Annotated in this window: 14 protein-coding genes and 1 pseudogene; 4 read left to right on the top strand and 11 right to left on the bottom strand. The window is 71.3% G+C overall.

Translation table 11 applies throughout. The features are described from left to right. Positions 1-96: 96 nt before the first annotated feature. The gene (locus ACZ7DY_RS29850) at positions 97-1,458 is read right to left on the bottom strand and encodes a replication-associated recombination protein A (RefSeq protein WP_471140575.1); all 1,362 of its coding nucleotides are present in this window, start codon (positions 1,456-1,458) and stop codon (positions 97-99) included. Positions 1,459-1,504: 46 nt separating this feature from the next. Beyond that, positions 1,505-2,146, bottom strand: coding sequence for a vitamin K epoxide reductase family protein (locus ACZ7DY_RS29845; RefSeq protein WP_471140573.1), 642 nt, complete (start codon positions 2,144-2,146; stop codon positions 1,505-1,507). 136 nt (positions 2,147-2,282) lie between these two features. Between ACZ7DY_RS29845 and ACZ7DY_RS29840 the strand changes: the two genes are divergently transcribed. Continuing rightward, positions 2,283-3,515 (top strand): sensor histidine kinase, encoded by a 1,233-nt coding sequence (locus tag ACZ7DY_RS29840; protein ID WP_471140570.1) that lies wholly within the window; start codon positions 2,283-2,285, stop codon positions 3,513-3,515. After that, a pseudogene (locus ACZ7DY_RS29835) lies at positions 3,512-4,136 on the top strand (response regulator). Before ACZ7DY_RS29840 ends, ACZ7DY_RS29835 begins: the two are co-directional and overlap by 4 nt. Before the next feature lie 71 nt (positions 4,137-4,207). Here ACZ7DY_RS29835 and hisS read toward each other — a convergent pair. Both hisS and ACZ7DY_RS29825 read right to left on the bottom strand, forming a co-directional pair. After that, complete coding sequence (hisS, locus tag ACZ7DY_RS29830; protein WP_471140568.1) at positions 4,208-5,473, bottom strand: histidine--tRNA ligase; 1,266 nt, start codon at positions 5,471-5,473, stop codon at positions 4,208-4,210. 13 nt (positions 5,474-5,486) lie between these two features. Continuing rightward, on the bottom strand, positions 5,487-6,200 hold the full coding sequence (locus tag ACZ7DY_RS29825) for an MBL fold metallo-hydrolase (RefSeq protein WP_471140566.1): 714 nt from the start codon (positions 6,198-6,200) through the stop codon (positions 5,487-5,489). Positions 6,201-6,365: 165 nt separating this feature from the next. On the opposite strand from ACZ7DY_RS29825, the gene ACZ7DY_RS29820 reads away from it, so the two are divergent. After that, a complete protein-coding gene (locus ACZ7DY_RS29820; protein WP_471140563.1) occupies positions 6,366-7,190 on the top strand; it encodes a peptidylprolyl isomerase in 825 nt (274 codons plus the stop codon). A gap of 134 nt (positions 7,191-7,324) precedes the next feature. Next, positions 7,325-8,557, top strand: a complete 1,233-nt coding sequence (locus ACZ7DY_RS29815; protein WP_471140559.1) for a DUF349 domain-containing protein — start codon at positions 7,325-7,327, stop codon at positions 8,555-8,557. 89 nt (positions 8,558-8,646) lie between these two features. Here ACZ7DY_RS29815 and ACZ7DY_RS29810 read toward each other — a convergent pair whose 3' ends face one another. From ACZ7DY_RS29810 to secD, 7 genes are all read right to left on the bottom strand, one after another. Beyond that, entirely contained in the window at positions 8,647-9,792 is a 1,146-nt protein-coding gene (locus tag ACZ7DY_RS29810) for a tetratricopeptide repeat protein (protein WP_471140557.1), read from the bottom strand. Continuing rightward, on the bottom strand, positions 9,776-10,201 hold the full coding sequence (locus ACZ7DY_RS29805) for an effector-associated constant component EACC1 (protein WP_471140554.1): 426 nt from the start codon (positions 10,199-10,201) through the stop codon (positions 9,776-9,778). Before ACZ7DY_RS29805 ends, ACZ7DY_RS29810 begins: the two co-directional genes overlap by 17 nt. Then, positions 10,198-11,526: a serine/threonine-protein kinase gene (locus tag ACZ7DY_RS29800; RefSeq protein ID WP_471140552.1), complete on the bottom strand. Its 1,329-nt coding sequence runs from the start codon at positions 11,524-11,526 to the stop codon at positions 10,198-10,200. Before ACZ7DY_RS29800 ends, ACZ7DY_RS29805 begins: the two co-directional genes overlap by 4 nt. Before the next feature lie 31 nt (positions 11,527-11,557). Then, complete coding sequence (locus tag ACZ7DY_RS29795; RefSeq protein WP_471140550.1) at positions 11,558-14,095, bottom strand: RelA/SpoT family protein; 2,538 nt, start codon at positions 14,093-14,095, stop codon at positions 11,558-11,560. A 295-nt stretch (positions 14,096-14,390) separates the two neighbouring features. After that, positions 14,391-14,939 (bottom strand): adenine phosphoribosyltransferase, encoded by a 549-nt coding sequence (locus ACZ7DY_RS29790; RefSeq protein WP_471140548.1) that lies wholly within the window; start codon positions 14,937-14,939, stop codon positions 14,391-14,393. Continuing rightward, positions 14,936-16,060, bottom strand: coding sequence for a protein translocase subunit SecF (gene secF / locus ACZ7DY_RS29785; protein ID WP_471140546.1), 1,125 nt, complete (start codon positions 16,058-16,060; stop codon positions 14,936-14,938). Before secF ends, ACZ7DY_RS29790 begins: the two co-directional genes overlap by 4 nt. Position 16,061: 1 nt before the next feature. After that, the gene (gene secD / locus ACZ7DY_RS29780; protein WP_471140544.1) at positions 16,062-17,840 is read right to left on the bottom strand and encodes a protein translocase subunit SecD; all 1,779 of its coding nucleotides are present in this window, start codon (positions 17,838-17,840) and stop codon (positions 16,062-16,064) included. Positions 17,841-17,962: the final 122 nt, after the last annotated feature.

Raw genomic sequence — 17,962 nt, 5'->3', positions numbered from 1 at the left:
TGGTGGTGCCGGTACGAGACCGGTCACGGGACGCAGCACTCCGGGCAAGTGTACCGGGTCGGGCGGGGTGCCTCAGCCGCAGGCGGCGCCCCGCGGCTATCCGTCGGTCTTCTCGCCCTTGAGGCGTGCGCGGACCCGCTCGACCACGTCGGCGTACCGCGCCTCCGCGCCGTACCTCGTGGGCTGGTAGTAGCGCTTGCCCTCGATGGTGTCCGGGGCGTACTGCTGGGTGGCGATGCCGCCGGGGACGTCGTGCGGGTACACGTACCCCTGGGCGTGGCCGAGCTTGGCCGCGCCCTTGTAGTGGCCGTCGCGCAGGTGGGGCGGGACGGGGCCGGCGAGGCCGCCGCGGACGTCGGCCTGGGCCTGCTGGATCGCGATCGTCGCGGCGTTCGACTTCGGGGCCAGGGCGAGGGCGATCGTGGCGTGGCTGAGGGTGAGCGCGGCCTCCGGGAAGCCGATCATGGCGACGGCCTGGGCGGCGGCGACCGCGGTGGGCAGGGCGGTCGGGTCGGCGAGGCCGATGTCCTCGCTGGCGGAGATCATCAGGCGCCGGGCGATGAAGCGGGGGTCCTCGCCCGCCTCGATCATGCGGGCCAGATAGTGCAGGGCCGCGTCGACGTCCGAGCCGCGGATGGACTTGATGAGGGCGCTGGCCACGTCATAGTGCTGGTCGCCGTCGCGGTCGTACTTCACGGCAGCCCGGTCGACCGACTCCTCCAGCGTCTGGAGGGTGATCTCCCGCTCGCCCTTGGCGAGGGCCGAGCCGGCGCCGGCCTCCAGGGCGGTGAGCGCGCGCCGGGCGTCCCCGCCCGCGATGCGCAGCAGGTGCTCCTCGGCCTCCTCGGGCAGCTCGACCGCGCCGCCGAGGCCCCGCTCGTCGATGAGCGCCCGGCGCAGCAGGCCGCGCAGGTCGTCGTCGGTGAGCGGTTCGAGGGTGAGCAGGAGGGAGCGGGAGAGAAGGGGGGAGATGATCGAGAAGTACGGGTTCTCGGTGGTCGCCGCGATCAGGGTGACCCAGCGGTTCTCCACGGCGGGCAGCAGGGAGTCCTGCTGAGCCTTGCTGAAGCGGTGGATCTCGTCGAGGAAGAGGACGGTCTCCTTGCCGTGGCCGCCCATCGCCCGGCGCGCGCCGTCGATGACCGCGCGCACTTCCTTGACGCCCGCGGTGATGGCGGAGAGCTCGACGAAGCGCTTGTTCGTCGCCTTGGAGACGACGTACGCGAGGGTGGTCTTGCCGATGCCCGGCGGGCCCCAGAGGAAGACCGAGGACGGTCCCGCGGGCCCTCCCCCGCCCTCGCCGACCAGCCGGCGCAGGGGTGAGCCCGGCTTCAGCAGATGCTGCTGGCCGACGACTTCGTCGAGGGTGCGCGGGCGCATCCGGACGGCCAGGGGGCTGCTGGACGGGTCCTTCTCCTGGCGGTCTTCGGCTGCGGCGGTGAACAGGTCGGGCTCCACGTCAAGAACCCTATGTCACCCCACTGACAATCCCGCCGGTGCCCGCTCAGGCCCAGAGGTCGGCACCCCAGCGCGTGAGGATCAGCATGGCGATGACGCCGGTGTGCATCACCGGCAGCGCCCAGGTGAAGTCGGCCAGGAAGCTCCTGGCCCAGGCCGGCGCGGGCAGGAACCCGGCGCGGATGTTGAACGACGTGACGTACCAGAAGATCAGGAGCGTGGCGACCCAGGCCAGGCAGCACCAGAGGCAGAGCGCGTTGATGTGGTAGAGCGACTGGATCATCAGCCAGGTGCAGAACCCGACGCCGAACAGCGCGCCCGCGTTGAACGTGAGCCAGTACCAGCGCGGGAAGCGGGCCCGTCCGAACAGGCTCATGCCGACGCAGATCACGATGCCGTAGGCGACCAGGCCCAGCATCGGGTTCGGGAAGCCGAACGCCTCGGCCTGCTCGCTCTTCATGATGCTGCCGCAGGCGACGACGGGGTTGATGCTGCACCCCGGCTGGAAGTTCGGGTCCTTCAGGAGCTCGAACTTGTCGAGGGTGATGACCCAGGACGCGAGCAGGCCGGCCGCGCCGGTGATCACCAGGAGGAGGGCGAGCGCACGGCTGCCGCCGACGGCACCGGGAGCGTCCGCACGGTCCCGGCCGTCCAGGGCGTCTTCCTTCGCTGACATCGTTTTGCTCATCACGCCGTTCCGTCGCTTGTGGGGGCCGCGGGCACGCATATTGTGCCGCACCCGGGCGGGTGTCCACCGTTGGATGGACATAAGGAGGCACGTACGGGGGGCCCGAATCCCGTGCTCCGGCGGGAACCTCGACGACATGACAGCACACGCATACGAAGCCGACCCCCCGGTGGAGTCCGGCGGGCCCCGCGACTCGCATGTCTGGAACCGGACCTTTCGCCTCTGGGACGCGTACTTCGCCGTGGTGTGGCTGGCCACGTTCCTCTTCGTCCTCGGCACGGCGGAACCGGACAGGCCCGTCCGCTTCGCCGCCGCCGCGCTCCTCCTGCTGCTCCTGCCCTGGTACGTCGGGGTCGGACGCCCGGTCCTGATGAGCGAGGGCGCCGACGAGCGCCGGGCACGCGGCTACGTCACCGGCGCGATCGTGCTCTTCCTGCCGCCTGGCGTGCTGGTCGGCGAGACCCGGCTGATGACCTTCGCGCTCATCCCGATGTGCTTCATGGCGCTGCGCACGCGTCCGGCGCTGATCGCCGTCGTCGTCCTCAACATCGTGCCGGTGGCGGGCTGGACGATGCTGTGGCGACCGTCGGCGCAGGACATCTTCTACAACGCGGTGTTCGCCGTCGTCACCCTGGTCTTCTCCGTGGCCGTCGGCATCTGGGTGCTCCGCCTCATCGAGCAGAGCACGGAACGCGCCGAGCTCATCGGCCGGTTGGACGCCAGCCGCGAGGAGGTGGCCCGGCTCTCCGCGGAGCGCGGCGCCCTCGCGGAGCGGGAGCGGATGTCGCGCGAGATCCACGACACCCTCGCGCAGGGCTTCGCCAGCGTCCTGATGCTCGTCCAGGCGGTCGACGCGGAGCTGACGCGGGACATACCCGCCGCCCGCCGGCACCTCGGCCTGATGGAGGCCACCGCGCGCCGGAACCTCGCCGAGGCGCGGGCCCTGGTGGCAGGCGGCGCCCCCGCGGAGCTGGACGGCGGCCCGCTGCCGGACGCGCTGCGCCGTCTCGCCGCCCGGCACGACGCCGACGTCACCGTCACCGGCCGGGTGCGGCCGCTGCCGCCCGGCCTGGAAGTGGTGGCCCTGCGCTCCTGCCAGGAGGCGCTCACCAACGTACGCAGACATGCCGGGCCCGGTGCCTCGGCAACCGTCACCCTGACGTACGGGGACGGCTCGTTCGGGCTTGCGGTGCGCGACGACGGGAGCGGCTTCGACCCGGACCTGCCCCACCAGGGGTACGGCCTGCGCGGGCTGCGGGCGCGGGCCGCCGAGGTCGGCGGCAGCACCGACGTGGTCAGCAGCCCCGGCGACGGCACCACCGTCACCGTCCTGCTCCCCGTCCCCGTCCCCGGGAGGAACCCGTCGTGATCCGCATCGTCCTCGCCGACGACCATCCCGTCGTACGCGAGGGGCTGCGCGCCATGCTGAGCGCCGAACCGGACCTGGATGTCGTCGCCGAGGCGTCGAGCGGCCCGCGCGCGGAGGCCCTCGCGGCCGAACTGCGCCCCGACATCGTCCTGATGGACCTGCGGATGCCCGGCGGGGCCGGCGGTCGAGTCGATCGAGCGGATGGCGGCCGCGGGGCTGGAGTGCCGGGTCATCGTCCTCACGACGTACGAGACCGACCGGGACATCCTGCGCGCCGTCGAGGCAGGCGCCGCGGGCTATCTCCTCAAGGACCTGGCCCGCGGCGAACTGGCCGACGCCGTGCGGGCGGCCGCCCGTGGCGAGACGGTCCTCGCCCCATCGGTGGCCACCCGGCTCGTGGACCAGCTGCGGGCGCACCCCGAGCGGCCCCGCCTGTCGGAGCGCGAGACAGCGGTGCTGCGGCTGGTCGCGGAGGGCTGCACCAACGCGGAGGCCGGGCGCCGGCTGCATGTCGCGGAGTCGACGGTGAAGACCCATCTGCTGCGGGTCTTCGGGAAGTTGGGCGTCGACGACCGGACGGCCGCGGTGACGACCGCCCTACGCCTGGGACTTTTGGACTGAGCCCTGACGGACGGAGAGGAGCGGGGTCCAGGGTCCTGCCCCGGGCCCCGCTCCTCGATCGCCGGGAGGTGCTACAGACCCAGCTTCGCCTTCAGGACCGGCACGATCTCGTCCACCGCGACGGCGTCCTGCTCCCCGGACTCCATGTCCTTGAGCTGCACGACGCCCTCGGCGAGGTCGCGCTCACCGGCGACGACGGTGAAGCGCGCGCCGCTGCGGTTGGCGTTCTTCATCGCGCCCTTGAGGCCCTTCCCGCCGTACGAGAAGTCCGCCGCGACACCGGCCTTGCGCAACTCGGTCACCTTGGCGAACAGGACGCGGCGCGCCTCCTCGCCGAGCGGCACAGCGAAGACGCTGGTGGAGGCGGGCAGTTCGAGCTCGACGCCCTCCGCCTCCAGGGCGAGCACCGTGCGGTCCACGCCGAGCGCCCAGCCGACCGAGGGCAGCGAGGGGCCGCCGATCATCTCGGACAGGCCGTCGTAGCGGCCGCCGCCGCCCACCGCGGACTGCGAGCCGAGGCCGTCGTGGACGAACTCGAAGGTCGTGCGGGTGTAGTAGTCCAGGCCGCGGACGAGCTTCTCGTCGTCCTCGAAGGCGACGCCCGCCGCCGTGATCAGCTCGCGGACCTGCTCGTGGTACGTCTTGCACGCGTCGCACAGGTAGTCGCGCAGCGACGGCGCGCCCACCAGCTGCTTCTGGACGTCGGCCCGCTTGTCGTCGAGGACGCGCAGCGGGTTGATGTCGATACGTCGACGTGTCTCCTCGTCCAGGTCGAGTCCGCGCAGGAACTCCTGCAGCGCGGCCCGGTAGACGGGGCGGCACTCCTTGTCGCCGAGCGAGTTGAGCAGGATGCGGAAGTTCCGCAGGCCGAGGGCACGGTACGCCTGGTCGGCCAGGATGATCAGCTCGGCGTCGAGGGCCGGGTCCTCGGCGCCGATCGCCTCGGCGCCGACCTGGGAGAAGTGCCTGTACCGGCCCTTCTGGGGGCGCTCGTAGCGGTAGTACGAGCCCGAGTACCAGAGCTTGACCGGGAGGTTGCCCGCCTTGTGGAGGTTGCCCTCCAGCGCGGCGCGCAGCACGGAGGCGGTGCCTTCGGGGCGCAGCGCAAGCTGGTCGCCGCCCTTCGTCTCGAAGGCGTACATCTCCTTGGTGACGATGTCGGTGGACTCGCCGACACCGCGCGCGAAGAGCTCGACGTTCTCGAAGCCGGGCGTCTCGATGTAGCCGTAGCCGGAGTTGCGCAGGGGCGCGGCGATCGCCTCGCGCACCGCCAGGAACTTCGCGGAGTCCGGCGGGAGCAGGTCGTAGGTGCCCTTGGGGGCCTTGAAGGTACTCACGGAATTTCTCTCGTCACATTCCTCGTCGCGGGGCGGACGTCGGGTCCGCGCCCAGGCCGGCGGCCACCTGCCGCAGATACGGGTTGGTGGCGCGCTCCTGGCCGATGGATGTCTGGGGGCCGTGGCCGGACAGCACCACGGTCGAGTCGTCGAGCGGCAGGCACACGCGGCCCAGCGACTCGAGGATCTCGGTGTGGCTGCCGCCGGGCAGGTCGGTGCGTCCGATGGAGCCGGCGAAGAGCAGGTCGCCCGAGAAGAAGACGGAGGGGATCTCCGCGGTCTCGGGCAGCCGGAACGTCACCGACCCCTTCGTATGGCCCGGGGCGTGCGCGACGGAGAAGTCGAGGCCCGCCAGCTTCAGGTCGGCGCCGTCGGACAGCTCCCGCACGTCGTCCGGCTCCCCCACCGTCAGCTCGCCCATCAGCGGCATCCCGATGGAGCGGCCGAGGCCCTTCTCGGGGTCGCTCATCATGTACCGGTCCGAGGGGTGGATCCACGCGGGCACGTCGTGCGCTCCGCAGACCGGGACGACGGAGGCGACGTGGTCGATGTGGCCGTGGGTGAGGATGACCGCGACGGGCTTGAGCCGATGCTTCTTCAGTGCGTCCTCGACTCCCTGGGCGGCCTGATGGCCCGGGTCGATGATCACGCACTCCTCGCCTGCGGCGGGGGCGACCAGGTAGCAGTTGGTGCCCCAGGCCCCGGCGGGGAACCCGGCAATGAGCACGATCGTCCTTCGTTCGTCGTCCGGCGGGAGGTGACCGCGGTCCCCGGCGGAGAACGCGGCAGATCAGAGCCTACCGGCGCTGCCGATTCCACAGGTAACCCATATACGGTACGGGGCACATTCGGACGGTCCCGGAAAGGGGCCAGGGACAAGGGGAGAGACCCGGTGGTCAGCAACGAGCAGCGGCGGCGGCAGCTCGCCCGGGAGAAGTTCGCGCGCCAGCAGGAGCGGCGCGAGGCCGCGCGGCGCAAGGCCCGGATGCGCAACGCGGTGATCGCGGGGGCGCTCGCCGTGGTCGTGGCGGGGACCGCGGTGTCGTACGCGGCGGGCGCCTTCGACGGCGACGGGGCGACGCACGACGACGCGGCCGCGCAGCCGACCGGCAAGCCGAAGGACCCGTGCCGGAAGGCGGCGCCCGGCAAGCCGAAGCCGCTGAGCTTCAAGAAGGAGCCGGCGCTCCACGTCGACAGGTCCGCCGACTACACGATGAAGCTGGACACGACGTGCGGGGAGATCGGCCTCGACCTGGACGCGGCGAAGGCCCCGCACACCGTCAACTCCTTCGACTTCCTGGTGAACAAGGGCTACCTCGACCACACCAAGTGCCACCGGCTCACCACGGGCGGCATCTACGTGCTGCAGTGCGGCGACCCGAAGGGCACCGGCGAGGGCGGCCCCGGCTACTCGATCCCGGACGAGAACCTCAAGGACAAGCGGCTGAAGGGCAACGTGTATCCGGCGGGCACGGTCGCCATGGCCAACCAGTACAACGCGCGGAAGAAGAAGGGCCGTGACACCGGCGGCAGCCAGTTCTTCCTCGTCTACCAGGACAGTCAGCTCCCGCCCGACTACACACCGTTCGGGACCATTTCCGATTCCGGGATGAAGGTTCTCAAGAAGATCGCCGCGGCCGGCGAGAGCAGCGGGCAGGGCGACGGCACCCCCAACGCGACGGTCGTCATCGACAAGGCGACCGTCACCAAATCCTGAGCCCCGGCGGGCAAACTTCGGTCGCGCGGGATGCGGACAGCCGCCCCGCCGGTCGCCTATGTTGGCGGTGACGAAACTGTGGACGATGCCGGGGGCCCGAAGGCCCTGCGCAGGCATCATGTGGAGGAGGCGCTGTGAGCAGCGACCCGTGGGGCCGCGTCGACGAGACGGGGACCGTGTACGTGCGTACGGCCGACGGCGGCGAGCGAGTGGTCGGTTCGTGGCAGGCAGGATCTCCTGACGAGGCCCTGGCCTACTTCGAGCGCAAGTACGACGGTCTGGTCGTCGAGATCGGACTTCTCGAGCGCCGGGTGAAGACGACGGACCTGTCCGCCAAGGACGCCATGACCGCCATCGACCATCTGCGCCAACAGGTGGACGAGGCGCATGCCGTCGGCGATCTGGACGCCCTGAGCAAGCGGCTCGACCAGCTCGTGGAGACCGTCGAGGCACGCCGCGAGGAGCGCAAGGTCCAGAAGGCCAAGCAGTCCGACGAGGCGCGGAACGCCAAGGAGGCCCTGGTCACCGAGGCCGAGGAGCTGGCCCAGAGCGAGCAGTGGCGGGCGGCCGGTGAGCGGCTGCGGGCGCTGGTGGACACCTGGAAGGGTCTGCCGCGGCTCGACCGCAAGTCGGACGACGAGCTGTGGCACCGCTTCTCGCACGCCCGCTCGGCGTTCTCCAAGCGGCGCAAGGCGCACTTCGCGTCCCTCGACGCCCAGCGCGAGGAGGCCCGCAAGGCCAAGGAGAAGCTGGTCGGCGAGGCCGAGGCCCTGTCGAGCTCGACGGACTGGGGCCCCACGGCCGCCAGGTACCGCGAGCTGATGGCGGACTGGAAGGCGGCGGGCCGCGCCCAGCGCGAGCACGAGGACGACCTGTGGAACCGCTTCCGCGGCGCCCAGGACGTCTTCTTCGCGGCGCGCAGCGCGGTCTTCGCGGAGCGTGACGCCGAGCAGGGCGAGAATCTCAAGCTCAAGGAGGAGCTGGCCGCCGAGGCGGAGAAGCTCGTCCCGGTGACGGACCTGAAGGCGGCCCGTGCCGCGTTCCGCGCCATCAACGAGCGCTGGGAGGCCATCGGCCACGTCCCGCGGGACGCCCGTCCGAAGGTTGAGGGCCGGATGCACGCCGTGGAGCGTGCCCTGCAGGAGTCCGAGGAGGCCGAGTGGCGCCGGACGAACCCGGAGGCACGCGCGCGTGCCGAGGGGCTCACCGGTCAGCTGCAGGCCGCGGTGGACAAGCTGCGCGGCCAGATCGAGACGGCGCGCGCCGCGGGCAACACCGCGAAGGCCGACAAGCTCCAGAAGGAGCTGGACGGCCGCCAGGCGCTGCTGGACCAGGCGCTGAAGGGTCTGCACGAGTTCGGCGGCTGACCTCCTGCCGCACAGGTGACCTCGGGCCCCCGTCCGCTCCCCGAGGAGCGGGCAGGGGCCCTTCGTCGTCGTGCGCCGCCGTGCTCCGGTTACGCCGGCGGCTCCGGTCCCGGGCCGCGCTCCAGGTTGTCCAGCGCGTGCCGGAGCACCTCGCAGGCCTGGCGGTGGTTGCCGGCCGCCTGGAGCAGCTCGGAGAGTCTGCGGCAGACGGTGACCGCCTCGGGGCCGAATCTGCGGTAGGTGTGACGGAAGGCGGTCTCCAGCGTCTCGATCGCCTCCTTCTCCTGGCCGGTGTCGGTGAGGAGGTCGGCGAGCTCCAGATGGACGGCGACGCTGTCGCCGTCGGCCGCGGGCACCTTCGCCTGGAGGATCATCCGCAGGATCGGCAGGGCGTCCCTGCCGCGCCCCACCGAGCGCAGCAGCCGGGCCAGTTGCAGCCCGGTCGAGACCATGGCCACCTGCACCTCGATGTCGATGACGGGTCCGGCGGCGGCCGTCCGGGAGGCGCGGGCACGGTTGCGTACGAGGGGCAGCCTGCCGACGTCGTTCTCCTGGCTGCGCTGCGGCCGGGGGCGGTTCTTGGAGCTGAGTCTGTGGTCGAGGGCCCGGAAGAGGGTCTCCAGGTCGAGTGTCTCCGGCGCGTCGGGCACGCCGTTGTTGAGCAGGTGGAGCAGTTCGCCGGTGAACGCCGTGTGCCGTTCGCCCTCGGGGGCCAGTGCGACGCGGTCGCGCGAGGAGGCGGTGAGCACGTACGCGCCGTCGATGACGGCCTGCGCGGCGACGCCCTCGGGGGCGGCGAGCGTGCGCGCGACCCGGCCGCCGAAGCAGCAGTCCAGGATCACGATCTTGCGGCGGGCCGGTGAGGCGAGCAGCGCCGACCGCAGGTGCCGGTACTCGGTGGCCGTGTAACCGGCGCCCTCCCTGGAGCCGGTGAGGGCGAGGTAGAGGTCGGCCGAGTCGGAGTCGCGCAGCCCGTGGCCGCAGTAGTACACGAGCAGTGTGTCGGTGGATCTGCCGCCCAGCTCATAGACGGGGTCCAGGAGTTCGGAGCGGGTCGTCGGGTCGGTGACGGTCGCGCAGCGCGCGGCGGGAAGGCCCCAGACCGTGGGGTCCTGGAAGGCGTCGGCGAGGTCCGCGGTGTTGTTCCTGACGGCGGGCAGCTGCGGCAGGTGGCGGTAGGCGGCGGTGCCGACCAGTACCGCCGCCGACGCGGACGGGTCAGGCAGTTCCGTCATCGCCGTCCTGCTCCTCGGCGAGCAGTTCGGTCAGGCTCCGTACGGTCCGGGCGTCGCAGTCGTACACCTCGACGCGGAGCTCGCCCCGGCGCAGGATCACCGCCGGTGCGCCGCGGCGCGCGCCGCGCCACTGGGCGATGGCCGCCGCCAGCTGCGCCGCGCCGAGCCCGCCGCTGACGGTGAGGGCGATGAGGTCGAGTGCCGCGCCCAGGTGGTCGGCGCGGGCCGGCTCGCTCGACGCGAGCACGCCGTGCGTACGGGCGCCGGTCTCGTCGTCCGACTTCAGCCAGCGCAGCAGGGAGCGCAGCTCCGCCTCGGTGTCCCGCGCGCCCGCGACCCGGATCTCGATCATGTCTCCCCCGCTGTCCCGTCCCGTCCGGCCGCCGGCCGCGTCGGTCGTGCCGGTCATCCGAGCCGTGTCCTCTCCCCGGCCCCGGCCGTGGACCTCGCCGCGCCGTCCGCGACCTCGGAGAAGGTGGTGAGGGCCTCCCCCGCGGCGCCCAGCCTGGCCAGGCAGACGGCCTGCCAGTAGCGGCCCGCCAGCGTGGTGGGGTGTTCGGCGCCGAGGGCGGGGCCGCAGACCTCGACCACGGCCGTGAGGAGTTCGACCGCCTCTTCCAGCTCGCCGCGCAGGACAAGCGCGACGGCCTCGCGCTGGCGGACCTCGGCGGTCTCCGCCGTCATCGAGCGGAGGATGTGCCGCCGCGTCGAGCCGCTCAGGCGGACCACGTCGGTGGTGTCGGTGTCCGAGCGGCGCGGGTACGCGCTGGGGAGCGACGGGGAGGGCACCGCCGCTGCCGCCCCGGTCCCGGTGTCCGTCTCCGCGGCCCCGGGGTGCCGGCCGGCCTCGAGGTTGCGTACGACCCGGTCGCGCACGCCGCTCATCGCCACCTGCGCGACCAGGAGTTCGGGGTCGGGCGGGCAGGCGAGCCGCTCGACCGTCTGCTCCGCCGTCGGCCGCAGGAGGGGGTCGCGCCGCAGCAGATCCTCGACGAGGTCCGCCAGGTCGTCCGGGACGCCGGGGTGCCCGCGCAACGACGGCAGGCTCTCGTGGACGATCCGGTACATCACGGCGGGCATCGCCGCCTCGGTGTACGGCATCTCGCCGGTGAGCATGACGCGCAGGCACATGCCGAGGCCGTACAGGTCCGCGGCGAGGGACGGCGGCGCCCCCGTGATGGCCTCGGGGCTCATGTACCGCGGCGTGCCGACCACCACGCCGGTCTGCGTGAGGCCGCCCGAGTCGTCCATCAGGAGCTGCGCGATGCCGAAGTCCTGGAGCACGACACGGCCGCGCCGGGTGAGGTAGACATTGCTCGGCTTGACGTCACGGTGCAGGACCCCGGCGTCGTGTGCCGCGGCCAGGCCCCGGCACATGCCCGTCGCCACGGCCCGGGCGACCGCGGGCTCCACCGGGCCCGCCTCGGTCAGCTGCTCGAGGTTGACGCCCTCCAGGAGCTCCATCACGAAGTAGGGCTGGCCGTGGTGGGTGCCGAAGTCGTGGATCACCACGGCGTTCGGGTGGGAGATCCGCGCCAGCGCCTGCGCCTCGCGCCGGAACCGCCGCTGCACCTCCTCGCTGGAGAGGCCGGAGCGGATCAGCTTGACGGCCACGCGGCGGTCGAGGCGCTCGTCCAGCGCTTCGTAGACGTGCCCCATGCCGCCGCTGCCGATGCCGCGCACCACGCGGTACCGGCCGTCGATGACCTCGTCCGACCGGGCCGATCGCCCCATGCGTCCCCCCGTCCCACGGCCAGGCCGGCCGTCAGGGCCTGCGCGTCGACGTCACGCGGTAGACGTCGTACACACCCTCTACCCCTCTCACGGCCTTGAGTACATGCCCCAGATGCTTGGGGTCACCCATCTCGAAGGTGAAGCGGGAGGTGGCGACGCGGTCGCGCGAGGTCTGCACGGCCGCCGACAGGATGTTCACGTGCTGGTCCGAGAGGATGCGCGTGACGTCGGAGAGCAGCCGCGAGCGGTCCAGGGCCTCGACCTGGATGGCGACCAGGAAGACCGAGGACTGGGTGGGTGCCCACTCGACCTCCAGGATCCGCTCGGGCTCCCGCGAGAGGGAGTCGACGTTGACGCAGTCGCTGCGGTGCACCGAGACGCCGCTGCCGCGGGTGACGAAGCCGATGATGGGGTCGCCGGGGACGGGCGTGCAGCAGCGGGCCAGCTTGACCCACACGTCCTCGACGCCCTTGACGACGACGCCCGGGTCGGCGTTGGAGCGGCGCTTGCTGCGTCCGCGCGAGGGCGGCGCGCTCTCGGCGATGTCCTCGTTGGCGGCCTCCTCGCCGCCGAGCGCCTGGACCAGCTTCTGCACGACGGACTGCGCGGTGACGTGGCCCTCGCCGATCGCGGCGTACAGCGACGAGATGTCGGGGTAGCGCATCTCGTGCGCGAGGGTGACCAGGGAGTCGCCCGTCAGGATCCGCTGGATCGGCAGGTTCTGCTTGCGCATGGCCCGCGCGATGGCGTCCTTGCCCTGCTCGATCGCCTCGTCGCGGCGCTCCTTGGAGAACCACGCGCGGATCTTGTTGCGCGCCCGGGGCGACTTGACGAAGCCGAGCCAGTCGCGGGAGGGGCCCGCGCCGGCCGCCTTGGAGGTGAAGACCTCCACCAGGTCGCCGTTGTCCAGGGTCGATTCGAGAGGTACGAGGCGGCCGTTGACGCGTGCGCCTATGGTGCGGTGGCCGACCTCGGTGTGCACCGCGTACGAGAAGTCGACGGGGGTGGCGCCCGCGGGGAGCGCTATGACGTCGCCCTTCGGCGTGAAGACGAAGACCTCGTTGCGCGACAGGTCGAAGCGGAGCGACTCCAGGAACTCGCTGGGGTCCTCGGTCTCCTTCTGCCAGTCGAGCAGCTGGCGCAGCCACGCCATGTCGTTGAGGTGGTCGTCCTTGCCGGTCTTCTTCGGCACGTCGGTGCGCACCTTGGAGGCGCCGGCGACGGCCTCCTGCTTGTACTTCCAGTGCGCGGCGATGCCGTACTCGGCGCGGCGGTGCATGTCGAAGGTGCGGATCTGCAGCTCGACGGGTTTGCCGTTGGGGCCGATGACCGTCGTGTGCAGCGACTGGTACATGTTGAACTTCGGCATCGCGATGTAGTCCTTGAACCGGCCGGGGACCGGGTTCCATCGCGCGTGGACGGTGCCGAGCGCCGCGTAGCAGTCGCGGACCGTGTCGACCAGGACACGGATCCCCACCAGGTCGTAGATCTCCGCGAAGTCACGGCCGCGGACGATCATCTTCTGGTAGACGCTGTAGTAGTGCTTCGGGCGTCCGGTGACGGTCGCCTTGATGCGGGCGGCCCGCAGGTCGGCCTGGACCTCGTCGGTCACTATGGCCAGGTACTCGTCGCGCTTGGGGGCGCGCTCGGCGACGAGGCGCACGATCTCGTCGTACATCTTGGGGTAGAGGATCGCGAAGGCGAGGTCCTCCAGCTCCCACTTGATGGTGTTCATGCCCAGGCGATGTGCCAGCGGAGCGTAGATCTCCAGGGTCTCGCGGGCCTTCTTCTCCTGCTTCTCGCGCTTGAGGTAGCGCATCGTGCGCATGTTGTGCAGGCGGTCGGCGAGCTTGATGACCAGGACGCGGGGGTCCTTGGCCATGGCGACGACCATCTTGCGCACGGTCTCGGCCTGCGCGGCCTCGCCGAACTTGACCTTGTCCAGCTTGGTGACGCCGTCGACGAGGAGGGCGACCTGGTCGCCGAAGTCGCGCCGGAGGGTGTCGAGGCCGTATTCGGTGTCCTCGACGGTGTCGTGCAGGAGCCCGGCCATCAGGGTGGCCGGATCCATGCCGAGCTCGGCGAGGATCGTCGTCACGGCGAGCGGGTGCGTGATGTAGGGATCGCCGCTCTTGCGCTTCTGACCGCGGTGCCAGCGCTCGGCGACCTGGTAGGCCCGCTCGATCTGGCGGAGCGTGGCCGTCTCGATCTTGGGGTCGTTGCCGCGCACTATGCGCAGGAGGGGCTCAAGGACCGGGTTGTACGGGTTGGAGCGCTGCACGCCGAGCCGGGCGAGCCGGGCCCGTACGCGGTTGGAGGAGCCGGAACGCGCGGGCTGGCCGGTGGCGGGCCGGATCGCGGGGGCCGTCGGGTGGTGGTCCGCGGCCGGCTTGGGGCGGGGCTGCTCGGCCGGTTTGCCGCCCCGGGCGACCTCTGTCTGGGCGCGCTGCGCGGACGTGCCGCCGGGCGCGCCGTCTGCCTTCTTCGCGGGCGCGGCGGAGCCCGCCGAGGCCTGCTCGGCCTTCTGGGCGGCCTTGGCGGCGGTGAGTGGCTGGGACTCGTCTGGCAAGAGCGCTCCCTGTGCGCGATCGGGGTCCCCCGGACAGGCCCCGAAGAACCCATGGTATCGATCCTGGGCCGTCGGTTCGCCTTCGGCCGGTGAGACGCCTCTGTACTGGAGAAACGCGAGGGGTCCTCGGGGGATTCCCCGGAACCGGCCCCTCCTGTCCCCCGGCCGTCCGTCCGGCACCCCGGTCCCTGGGAGGCTCCGGGCTCGGCCTGCGTCCAGGGCGGGAACCGGCCGAAACGGCGAGGGGCGCCCCGGTGGATACCGGAGCGCCCCTCGTGCCGTGCCGCGAGCCGTCTCAGACGGTGATCAGGGCCTCCAGCGGCGCCCCTGCGAGGGCGTCCGCCAGCCTCCGGCGGCCGTCGAGGAAGCCGAGCTCCATCAGGACGGCGACGCCGGCCACCTCGGCGCCCGAGCGCCGGATCAGCTCCAGCGAGGCCGCCGCGGTGCCACCGGTGGCGAGGACGTCGTCGATGACCATGACGCGGTCGCCAGCGGCCAGGTCCTCGGCGTGCACCTCGATCTCGGCGCTGCCGTACTCCAGGTCGTAGGCCTGCCGGAGCGTCGCCCCGGGGAGCTTGCCCGCCTTGCGCACGGGCACGAAGCCGAGCCCGGCGCGGACCGCGACCGGTGCGCCGAGGATGAAGCCGCGGGCCTCCAGGCCGACGATCTTCGTGGCGCCGTGCCGGACGCTGAGGTCGGCGAGGGTCTCCGTGAGCGCCGAGAACGCGGCCGGGTCCGCCAGAAGCGGGGTGATGTCCTTGAACATCACGCCCGGCTTCGGGTAGTCCGGGACGTCACGGATGCGGCTGCGCAGCAGCTCCGGGACGCCGGCGAGCTCGGTCATCGGCGCTTCCCCGAGGGGCGGCCCTTGCCGCGGCTGCGCGACGCGGGCTGCGAGCGGGGGCCGACGACGGCGGGCGCGGCGTCACCGGCCACGTCGTCCCGCGGCCCCTCGTCGCCCTCGAAGCCGGACGCCTCCGCGGACTCGCCCTTCGCCGCGGCCGCCGCGCGCTTGGCGAGCACCCGCTTCTTCAGGGCCTTCATCTGCGGCTCGCGCTCCTTGAGGTCGGCGACGAGCGGCGTGGCGATGAAGATCGAGGAGTACGCGCCGGCGGCGAGGCCGACGAACAGCGACAGCGAGATGTCGTTGAGCATGCCCGCGCCCAGGACACCGCCACCGATGAAGAGCAGGCCCGCCACCGGGAGCAGCGCGACGACCGTGGTGTTGATGGAGCGCACCAGGGTGCCGTTGATGCTGCGGTTGGCGACTTCGCTGTAGGTGTACCTGGTCTGCTTGGTGATGCCCTTCGACTGCTCCTTCAAGCTGTCGAAGACCACCACCGTGTCGTAGAGCGAGTAACCGAGGATGGTCAGCAGACCGATCACCGTGCCGGGCGTGACCTCGAAGCCGACCAGCGCGTACACACCGACGGTGATGGTGATGTCGTGGATCAGCGCGATCAGTGCCGCGAGGGCCATCCGCCACTCGAAGGCGATGGCCAGGTAGATCACCACGAGGATCATGAAGATCGCCAGGCCCTGCCAGGCCTTCTTGGCGATCTGCTCGCCCCAGCTGGGGCCCACCAGGTCGGCGCCGATGTCGTCGGCCTTGACGTCCAGGTCCTCGGCGAGCGACTTCTTGATCTCGTCGGACTTCTTGATGTCCACGCCCGCGATCTGGATGCGGAGCTTGGTGCCGTCCACCTTCTGGACGATCGCGTCGTGGCCGGAGGCCTTCTCCGCGGACTCCTCCGCCTGGGCCACCGAGGCGCTGGTCTTCGGGGTGTTGAAGACCGCGCCGCCCTCGAACTCGATGCCCATGTTCAGGCCGCGCACCGCGAGGCCGACGATGGCCGTGATGGTGATCAGTATCGAGATGCCGTACCAGATCTTGCGCTTGCCGACGAAGTCGTAGCCGACCTCACCGCGGTAGAGCCTGGCGCCGAGATTGCCGAGCTTCGACATCTCACGCCTCCTTCGGGTCGACAGGGCCGGCGGGGGGAGCGGTACGGCGGGAGCGCCGCAGCGGGGGCTTGGCGCCGAGCCGCTGCGGGTCGAGACCGGACCACTTGTGGCCGCTCGCGAAGAACTTCTTGCGCGCCATGAGCGTCATCAGCGGCTTGGTGAAGAAGAAGACCACGACGACGTCGAGCAGCGTGGTCAGGCCGAGCGTGAACGCGAAGCCCTGCACCTTGCCGACCGTGACGACGAAGAGCACGGCGGCGGCGAGGAACGACACGAAGTCGGAGACCAGGATGGTGCGTCGGGCGCGCGGCCAGCCCCGCTCGACGGCGGGACGCAGCGTGCGGCCCTCGCGGATCTCGTCCCGTACGCGTTCGAAGAACACGATGAACGAGTCCGCCGTGATGCCGATCGCGACGATCGCACCACAGACCGCGGGCAGGTTGAGCGCGAACTTAATGGTCGGGCCGAGCAGCGTCATGATCGTGTACGTCAGCGCCGCGGAGACCAGGAGGCTCGCGATGGCGATGAGCGAGAGGCCGCGGTAGTAGGCCACGAGGTAGATGATGACGAGCGCCAGGCCGATGGCACCGGCGATCAGGCCCGCCTTGAGCTGCTCGCCGCCGAGGGCCGGGCTGACCGTGGTGACGCTCTGCTCGTGGAAGGTGAGCGGCAGGGCGCCGTACGACAGGATGTTGGCGAGGTCCTTCGCCGATCCCTGGTCGAAGCTGCCGGAGATCTCGGCGTTCGAGCTCAGCGTCGTGCTGACGCTGGGGGCCGACGCCACTTCGCCGTCGAGAACGATCGCGAACTGGTTCTGCGGCGGCTGCTGCTTGCTGATCTTGCTCGTGATCTCGGAGAACTTCTTGGAGCCACCCTTGGTGAACTCCATGTTGACGACCCAGGCGCCGGACTGCTGGTTGATGGCGGCCTTGGCGTCGTCGACGTCCTTGCCGTTGAGCTCGGCCGGGGCAAGGATGAACTTGTCCCACGTCTTGCCGTCGGGGCTCTTGCCGCAGGCGATGGTCGGCTCGGAGGGCTTGACGCCCCGGCCGGCCGCGGCGCGCGCCTTCTTGTCCGTGCAGTCGAGCTTGGCGAAGGACTCCTGGAGCTTGGCGGTGGCCGGGTCCGGGGTCGGCGCCTTGTCGTTCTTCTTGCCGTCCTGGCCGTCCTTGGCCTTGTCCGAAGCCTTGTCCGACGGCGTCGGGTCGGCCTTCAGGGCCTCGCTGACGGCGCGGCCCTGGGGCGAGGCCTTGTCGGTCGGGGAGGTCGCCTTGTCGGTGGCCTTGTCCGTGGCCTTGTCCGTCGGCTTGCCCTTGTCCTTCTCCTTGTCCGTGCCGGACGAGGAGCTGGCGGACGGCTCGGGCATGGGCTCGCCGCTGGCCTGCGTGATCACCGGACGGAAGTAGAGCTGAGCGGTCGTACCGACCTGCGCCCGCGCCTGCTTCTCGTTCGAACCCTTGGGGATGTTGACGATGATGTTCTTGTCGCCCTGGGTCTGGACCTCGGCCTCGGAGACACCCAGACCATTGACGCGGTTGTTGATGATGTCAACCGCGGTGTTCATGTTGGTCGGGTTGATCGCGTTCTTCTGGCCGGGCTCGTTCTTCGCCTCGAGCGTGATGCTCGTACCACCGGCGAGGTCGATGCCCAGCCGCGGCGTGGTGTGCCCGGAAAGGAACATCCCCCCGGTCAGCGCCACGAGGGCGATCAGGATGAAGACCAGCGAGCGTCCCGGCTTGCCCGGCGAGCTCTGCCTTCGGCCCTTCTTCGGTGCTGCCACCTTCTCGTTCTCCCTGTCCAACCGCCCGGCGTCCGGTCTGCCCCTACTGCGGTACGGGGAGGCCCGGGCGGGCGGCCATGAAGTGGTGTCGAGATTCGGCGCGAAATGCACGTGATCCGGGG

This window comes from Streptomyces sp. NPDC037013 (assembly GCF_055607265.1).
The sequence above is the reverse complement of the archived record's forward strand: the minus strand, read 5'-3'. Positions and strand labels throughout refer to the sequence as shown.